Origin of the sequence: Vibrio sp. T20 (assembly GCF_007858795.1) — a bacterium.
In the GTDB taxonomy this organism is placed as follows: domain Bacteria; phylum Pseudomonadota; class Gammaproteobacteria; order Enterobacterales; family Vibrionaceae; genus Vibrio; species Vibrio satsumensis.
In genome coordinates, this window is record NZ_VFEB01000141.1 from 133830 (window position 1) to 141248 (window position 7419).

General features: G+C 38.1%; 7 protein-coding genes. 2 read left to right on the plus strand and 5 right to left on the minus strand.

The window, feature by feature from the left end; genetic code table 11:
- Positions 1-3 precede the first annotated feature (3 nt).
- The 5 genes from FTW16_RS17675 to rfaD all read right to left on the minus strand — a co-directional run bounded on the left by FTW16_RS17675 (position 4) and on the right by rfaD (position 5101).
- Positions 4-1110: a polysialyltransferase family glycosyltransferase gene (locus FTW16_RS17675; protein WP_146492007.1), complete on the minus strand. Its 1107-nt coding sequence runs from the start codon at positions 1108-1110 to the stop codon at positions 4-6.
- The gene (locus FTW16_RS17680) at positions 1107-1859 is read right to left on the minus strand and encodes a glycosyltransferase family 25 protein (protein WP_146492008.1); all 753 of its coding nucleotides are present in this window, start codon (positions 1857-1859) and stop codon (positions 1107-1109) included. The genes FTW16_RS17675 and FTW16_RS17680 overlap by 4 nt, the downstream gene beginning before the upstream one ends.
- Positions 1852-3045 carry an O-antigen ligase family protein gene (locus FTW16_RS17685; RefSeq protein WP_146492009.1) on the minus strand — a complete coding sequence of 398 codons (1194 nt, stop codon included), beginning with the start codon at positions 3043-3045 and terminating at the stop codon, positions 1852-1854. Before FTW16_RS17685 ends, FTW16_RS17680 begins: the two co-directional genes overlap by 8 nt.
- A 15-nt stretch (positions 3046-3060) precedes the next feature.
- Positions 3061-4017: a lauroyl-Kdo(2)-lipid IV(A) myristoyltransferase gene (lpxM, locus tag FTW16_RS17690; RefSeq protein ID WP_146492010.1), complete on the minus strand. Its 957-nt coding sequence runs from the start codon at positions 4015-4017 to the stop codon at positions 3061-3063.
- Between the two features lie 142 nt (positions 4018-4159).
- Positions 4160-5101, minus strand: coding sequence for an ADP-glyceromanno-heptose 6-epimerase (gene rfaD / locus FTW16_RS17695; RefSeq protein WP_146492011.1), 942 nt, complete (start codon positions 5099-5101; stop codon positions 4160-4162).
- 152 nt (positions 5102-5253) lie between these two features.
- On the opposite strand from rfaD, the gene FTW16_RS17700 reads away from it, so the two are divergent.
- Entirely contained in the window at positions 5254-6417 is a 1164-nt protein-coding gene (locus FTW16_RS17700; protein WP_055320035.1) for a nucleotide sugar dehydrogenase, read from the plus strand.
- A 124-nt stretch (positions 6418-6541) separates the two neighbouring features.
- The gene (locus tag FTW16_RS17705; RefSeq protein WP_065675998.1) at positions 6542-7180 is read left to right on the plus strand and encodes a TetR/AcrR family transcriptional regulator; all 639 of its coding nucleotides are present in this window, start codon (positions 6542-6544) and stop codon (positions 7178-7180) included.
- Positions 7181-7419: the final 239 nt, after the last annotated feature.

Sequence of the window (7419 nt, forward strand, 5' to 3'; positions counted from 1 at the left end):
TAGTTATTTGATATTAGATAGCTGTAGAGATATTAAATCTTGAAGGCTATCTTGTTTTTTTTCTAATTCAATTAATATATTTTCTAAGTCATGAACTTTGCTGTCCGGGATTAATTTATATATTTCACAATATTCCTCGATCCCCATCCCGGCTGAAGAGTTAATTGATATTATGTTAACCTTATCTTTGCTAGATAGTAGATAAATTTCCAAAGGTAGTTTATTAGATAAAAATCTCACTCCTTTTTCTTTAAAAGATAAATAATCTGACTCGCTTTCCTTTGGGTGCAACTTTAAAATTGGGGTTAAACCTTTATGTTTACTTTCTAATATTACTCTACTATAGATGTCATAAAAGAAACCATTGTCTTTAAGCTTACCTTTTAATTTGTTAAATATGGGTTGCGTGGCGATGATCAATGTTTTATTGTCGAAATTATTAGTACTGTCAAATTTAAAGCATTGTTGAATTTTTGATATTTTTGCTTTATCTTTTGATAAAACAAGTCTTCTTCCTTTGTGTTGTACTGATTTTGGTAACTTTTCTGGGTGTATCACATAAATGTGGTCACATTGCTTTCTTTCGCCAAATACGTAATGCTTAGGCGGTTGATTTGATAGCAAACGAAATAATTGCTTGGGTTTGTCATCAATCTGGTGCTCAACGTAATTACCCATTCCATCTTCTATCATTGAGTAAGATTTAACTAGAAGGCGAAATAACCTAGACATCTTATTATTGTCATTGAATAAGAATAGTTTATTTATCCCGCCCTTTAAGTTTACGTTGTTATTGCTTTCATATATTGAAGACATCAATATGTTTTTTAATGGTTCTGGTATTGACCAACCACGAAGAGAGCAAAATAAAATATATTTACCAATATATCCAATCTTCTTTATATGATTAACTAACGATTCCCTATTCATTAACACTAACTCTATTTTTGTAGGGAGTTGATCTGTGTCTATGTCTTTAGGATCTACATCTTGATAATCATAGAAATAAATTATGGTCGACGGATTAATCTCATCCTGTGCTTTATACAAGCTAAGTAATAAGTGCCTTACCGTCGAGCAGAGATAAATATCTTTATGTGTTGAATTCATGACTTATTTCTACTCAGTTTGAATTTTAAATTATGTAAGTGACGTTGAATTGTTTCACTTAAATTGAAGTATTCACGCTTACACTTCTTAATAAAACTTCGGGTAGTAGTGCGCTTAGCATAGCCAATCTCAGAGTCAAATTTAGGATCATTGGTGACACAAGGGTTTTTAGTACCATAGCATTCCACTTCATTTGCCCAGAAACGGTCCATATAAATATCGACTGCCATGTACCATTCCTTAGAGTGTAATAATAGTTTATGCGCCCCTTCAGGTGTAAGGTAATAAGCAGTTGTACTCATGTGCCCTTTTGTAAATTTGTGGATACTGGTCGATGAACATTCAAATGTAGAATAGGAACTGAACTTTCGACGCTTGTTATTGAATAACCTAACACACTCGATGGATTCAGGTAGTTCAGGTATATCTTGTAAAAAATCTAAAAATGTCGTTTTAAATAACAAAGCATCGTCTTCAATAATAATTATTGGTTTATTTAGCTTTACACATTGTTCCCAGAGTAAAAAGTGACTTGCGTAACATCCTAGTTGACCTGCGTTAAGTGTTTTTGCTCTATATGTTTGGCTTAATTCATCATTATAGCGCTTGAGTAATGGGTGACGAGGTAAAACTCTCCCATCAATTGCAGGAAATAGCTCAAAAGGAAGGGATAGTTCATCTAGTTGGCGACTAATATTATTTCTTCTTTTTATAGAAGATTCCAAATTGATAACGAAAATTTTAGTCATTGGTAACTCTCTTGTATTTTGAGCAAATAGGTACTAAAAACAATAAGTATAACATGAGTGGCTGAGGGTGGTTGAAAGGTACATCAGTTAACCCAGCAATAAAGAATAGAGTGACAGAACCAATAGTAATATACTTAGCAAGTGGTTGTAGATGTTTAACTCTTGCTAGAGGATAAACTAATATGCTTATAAGTAGTATTAATCCTAAAGCTCCAGATTTAACCATTTTATTAAGGAACTGATTGTGATAATGGTGCGAAGCAAGACGAAAAGTTAGATTAGATATTTCGTTGTTTTTTAACTTATCTTGTAATAACTTTGGTTTTTCATTTCCATGACCAAGCAATGGCTTCTGTTTGATTAATTGAGGGGCTATTTGCCATAATTGTAATCTTTGTCCGATAGAGGTGTTATAATTTCCAGATTGGATTTGTTCTACCTCATAAACAGTACGAACATATCTTTCTGTAATTTTTTCTTTAAATAAATAAGCTCCAGAAAATAATAATACTGTTGTTGTAAGCAATATAACTATTAATTTATTTCGACTTGGTGGGTTTTTTATATACTTAAAGATGACAATAACTAAAATACTTATAATTATGGCTAACCAAATGCCTCTAGTTTCACTGAGAATTATTGGAGGTAAAGCTAATATAAAAGCTAGTGAAGGTATAAGTTTTTCTTTAAAAGAGGGTTGTTCTAATAATAATGAAAAAGAAACAATGGCGATTAGTGCACATGAGGTGGCGTAAGGGATGGGGTTTATATAACCTGCATCGCGCGAAATTCCCATGTATACATTAAAGTATACGCTGTTTAAAAATATAGCAATGCTGCTTGATAATACAATCCAAGTGAGAACCCTATAGCTTAGGAGATTATATGGAAAGAACATAAGAAATAAGGTAGAACCAATGAGAGCCCTTATTTCTCTTGAGCTAGCACCATGGTAATAGTAACTGAAGATAGTAAATAGACAAACTAGAGAAATTAATAATATGAATGGTGATTGAAGATTTTTAATGAGTTGTTCTTTTTTATACAAAAAAATACTAACAGCTATGCTAAGTAAAAAAAATGGAATGATTTTTTTATCACCACCATCTAATACAAGCATACCTGTTACTGCAATAAAGTAAGGCAGTAATAACAATATGGATAAGTTACGTTTGATAATATTCATTATGATTCGTACACGCTAGCTATTATAAGGATTTACGTTACTTTCAGGGCGAGTCTTAAGTAATCTTAAGATCCACATATATTGCTCAGGATTCTTACTCACGTAATCTTCAATACATTGATTCATCATACGGGCATCCTGTTCTTCGCTTCCTGTTGGAAATGGTAAAGCAGGATAGAAGTCTAGGGTGTATTGACCAGTGCCGCTATCGTATTGAGCGAACAGAGGAACAATCTTAGCCTTGCTCAATTTTGATAGGCGACCAAGGCCGGAGATTGTCGCTTTTTGAGTTGCAAAGAAATCAACAAACACACTGTGCTCGCGACCAAGATCCTCATCCGGTAGGTAATAACCCAGGTAGCCATCTCGTACAGACTTGATGAAAGGCTTGATACCACCACTACGGTCATAAACTCGGCCGCCGTATTGCACTCGCTGTCTGTGCATCAACCAGTCACTGAGTTTGTTTTTTTGTGCTTTCGCCATCGCAGACACAGGTAAATTGCGTGATGCTAATAATACCGCTGGGATATCGATAGCCCATGTATGAGGTACCAGCAAGATCACATTCTCGCCACTGTCCGTAATATCGGTTAGATTGCTCAGGCCGTTTATCGAGGTGTTGTTCTCTAGCCAATCTTTGCTCTTTAGTGTTAGAGATGCAAACCCCATCAAAAATGAGATGGAAGTAACGTATGACTGATAGAGAGTTTCTTCGCGCTGTTCTACCGATTGCTCGGGAAAGCACATTTCAAGGTTTACACGAGCTCGGCGGTTAGCCTTATTCTTAATTTTTACAGCTTGCTTAGCCATAAACTTAGCTAATGCTAAGCGAGTGCTATTAGGTAAGAAGCAGACTAAAGATGACAATAGAACAGCAATCCAAGTTCCCCAGTATTTAGGTGCTAGAAATCCCCATTCAAACTCAGGATTGTAAGCTTTTGGATCAAAATCATTACGTTGTGTGGTCATTCGTTCACTACATTATTTAAATCAGAGAGTTAACTTTATATCGGTCACTCGGGGGAATGATTATGTTTACTAGATTGTCCAATAATGCGCCCTCAAAAGCAGGATGCACTATTAGTCTTAATCTGAAATATGAAGCTTACAGCTATGCGTTTACGAGCTTCATGTACTCAGCGACACCATCTGCTACTGTTCTAAACTCGATATCGCAACCTGTATTGCGAAGTTTAGTTAAGTCAGCTTGAGTGAATTCTTGGTAAGCACCTTTCAGATGCTCAGGGAAAGGAATCGTTTCGATTTCACCTTTACCGTGGTGCTTGATTACTGCTTTTGCGACTTCTTCAAAAGACTCTGCGTTCCCTGTGCCTAGGTTGAAGATGCCTGAGATACCATTCTCTAAGAACCATAAGTTTACTGCCGCGACATCACCCACATACACAAAATCACGTTTGAAGGTTTCGCTACCTGCGAACAACTTAGGGTTTTCGCTGGCGTTCATTTGGTTGTTTAGATGGAATGCTACTGAGGCCATGCTGCCTTTGTGTTGCTCGCGTGGGCCATAAACATTGAAGTAACGGAAGCCAACGATTTGTGGAAGCGTTTCGTTATGCGCTACGGCATCTGCAGTTAGGCGGCGAACGTAGTTATCAAACTGCTGTTTCGAGTAGCCGTAGACATTCAATGCACCTTCGTATTCTCGCTCTTCAATGAAAGTATCAGTTTCACCGTACGTTGCAGCGGAAGAGGCATATAGGAACGGAATTTCACGCTCAACACAGTAATGAAGTAGCTCTTTTGAGTACTCATAGTTGTTAAGCATCATGTACTTGCCATCCCACTCAGTGGTCGCAGAGCACGCTCCTTCATGGAAAACCGCTTCAATATGGCCGAAGTCATCACCAGCCATGACTTGAGTTAGAAAGTCATCACGATCCATGTAATCAGTGATGTCTAGGTCTACAAGGTTCTTAAATTTCTTACCATCTTTTAAGTTGTCGACGACTAGTATATCGTTGTGGCCAGCTTCATTAAGCGCCTTAACAATATTGCTGCCAATCATGCCAGCACCACCAGTAACGATAATCATAATTTTCTAACTCTTTTGAATACAAAACTGTATCGAGTATAGCAAGGAATGGATAAGGCGGGCTAGTGGAATAATTCTCCAAGCAGAGTATGATATGACCAGTAAATTTATGGATTAAATTGAGTAAATAACTCAAAATTATAGGTATTAATATGAAAATTGCAGTAGCCGGTACTGGATATGTTGGCTTGTCAAATGCGATGTTATTGGCACAAAACCATGAAGTTGTAGCTGTTGATATTATTGAAGACAAAGTGGTGATGCTTAATAAAAAGCAATCTCCAATTGTTGATAGTGAGATTGAACACTTCTTATCGAGTAAGAAGCTTAACTTTAGAGCAACAACAGACAAAGCAGCATACAAAGATGCCGAGTTCGTTATCATCGCAACACCTACTGATTATGATCCTAAAACTAACTATTTCAACACCTCCTCCGTTGAATCTGTTATCAAAGATGTTATGAAAATGAACCCAGATGCTGTAATGGTCATCAAGTCAACGGTTCCTGTAGGTTACACCGCACAGATAAGAGAGTCTCTAGGTTGCGAAAACGTTATGTTCTCACCAGAGTTTTTACGTGAAGGTAAGGCTCTGTACGATAACCTCCACCCATCACGTATTATCGTTGGTGAGTGTTCTGAACGCGCTAAAGTGTTTGCTAATCTTCTTGTTGAAGGCGCAGAAAAAGAGAATATCGACGTATTATTTACTAACTCCACGGAAGCGGAAGCGGTAAAGCTATTCTCAAATACCTACCTAGCGATGCGAGTTTCTTACTTCAATGAACTTGACTCTTACGCAGAAGCTCATGGTTTGGACTCACGTCAGATCATCGAAGGTGTGGGTTTAGATCCGCGTATTGGTAATCACTACAACAACCCTTCATTTGGTTACGGTGGTTACTGCTTACCTAAGGACACCAAGCAGCTATTGGCTAACTATCAAGATGTACCAAACAACATTGTTGGTGCCATCGTTGATGCTAACCGCACCCGAAAAGATTTTATTGCGGATTCAATTATTAAGCGTTCGCCTAAAATTGTTGGTATTTATCGTTTGATCATGAAGGCCGGCTCAGACAACTTCCGCGCGTCGTCGATTCAAGGAATTATGAAGCGCTTGAAAGCTAAAGGTATCGAAGTGGTGGTGTTCGAACCCGTGTTGGAAGAAGAGCATTTCTTTAACTCGAAGGTTTATTCTGACTTAGAAGAGTTCAAAGCTGTATCGGATGTGATTGTATCTAACAGAATGGTAGAAGAGATCGCAGACGTTGCAGATAAGGTTTATACACGAGACCTCTTTGGCAGTGATTGAGTACAGTAGCGATTAATTTGGCTCTATTTTAGCTACTGCTAATTAGACCAGATGTTAACAGCTCGATCTATCCGTTTAGTGGCGATATACTGACCCCCTAAACGGATAGGGGTACTAATAACTAATGAAAACACGTGACAAGATTGTTTACGCTGCTCTAGAGCTTTTTAATGAGCACGGCGAGCGCAGTATTACGACCAATCATATTGCTGAACATATCGAGATTAGCCCTGGTAACCTCTACTATCACTTCCGTAACAAACAAGAAATTGTCCGTGATATCTTTACTCTCTATTCAACAGAGTTGCTTGAAAGGTTCACGCCGATTCAAGGCCAACAAGAAAGCCTGACGCTACTAAAGACCTACTTAGATTCTATCTTCACACTGATGTGGAAGTACCGATTCTTCTATGCGAATCTGCCTGAAATATTGTCACGTGATGAAAAACTCCACCTTGATTACATGGCCGTGCAAGAAAGATTGCAAACCAACCTTGTCGATATCATGAGGGCCTTTGTGGAGTTGAACTTGCTTAAAGCGACAGACTCAGAGATGAAGTCGATGGTAACGTCGCTGCACTTGATCGCATCGGGCTGGTTAGCTTATCAGTCTGCGATGTCTCCAAAAGCTCAAATTACTGAGCAAGTCGTTCATCAAGGAATGCTGCAGATGATCGCGACCGTTAAACCAATTGCGACCGCGCAAGGCTTTGAGCAACTGACATTATTAGAAGACGGTGTAAGAGCGTTGAACTCTAAGTAGAAAGAGAAGAGTAAGCGAGATGCGGGTAACCGAGATTCGAAGATCGGGGAAGAGCAGATTCGAGTAACGGGATACGAGTAAACGAAAAGCAGGGTAGAGTGACGACGAGGCCAGCGTTTTAATGTCACGTTTTACTCTAACCTTGTATCGGCTTTTAAGCTCTTCGCATCTTGATGTGACCCCATAAAAGTAGACACTTAATACAGAGCATTGAGTGCAATGAAAGTAAAATCACAAAG